This is a genomic window from Robertmurraya korlensis, from assembly GCF_023715225.1.
GTDB lineage: Bacteria > Bacillota > Bacilli > Bacillales > Cytobacillaceae > Robertmurraya_A.
Genome location: NZ_JAMBNS010000067.1, coordinates 1 through 485, shown reverse-complemented (window position 1 = coordinate 485; position 485 = coordinate 1). Strand labels below are relative to the sequence as shown.

At 46.2% G+C, this 485-nt stretch carries 1 protein-coding gene; it reads left to right on the top strand.

Annotation, left to right across the window (positions count from 1 at the left end; all coding sequences use genetic code 11):
- A partial coding sequence (locus tag M3175_RS25850; RefSeq protein ID WP_251524550.1) for a hypothetical protein occupies positions 1–485 on the top strand: 485 nt, incomplete at both ends.

Here is a 485-nt window from a genome sequence, read left to right as displayed (position 1 = left end):
TAGCTTTGCTGATGATTGGTTTTGTGGGCTTAGGAATGGGATTGTTTCATGGCGCCTTAGCGGTCATTTTTAACCGTTTTGTGGCAAAACAGCCGTTAAGCTTTGCGTCATTATGGGTGGTACAAGAGTGGTTAAAGACCTGGCTATTTACAGGTTTTCATTGGCTATTTGTGGGCTATGCTTATACAGCACAACCTTGGCTGACAAGCCTTGCGCCAATTTTTTGGGTGTTGGCGCTGAGCTTTGTATCAGTGTTCGTCTCAGCCAGTCTGGTGGAAGCGGCGCGAAAAAAATACCGTTTTTTAATTCCCTCATCTGTGATGTTACTGGCAAGCGTGGCGCTGTGGCTTATTGCCCCGCAATGGACGACCCCCAAAGGCACACCAAATCTGAAAGTCTCTTTAGTGCAAGGCAATATTCCGCAGGACTTAAAATGGCTGCAAGAATACCAAATCCAAACGCTGGGTATCTATGCAGGTTTAAGT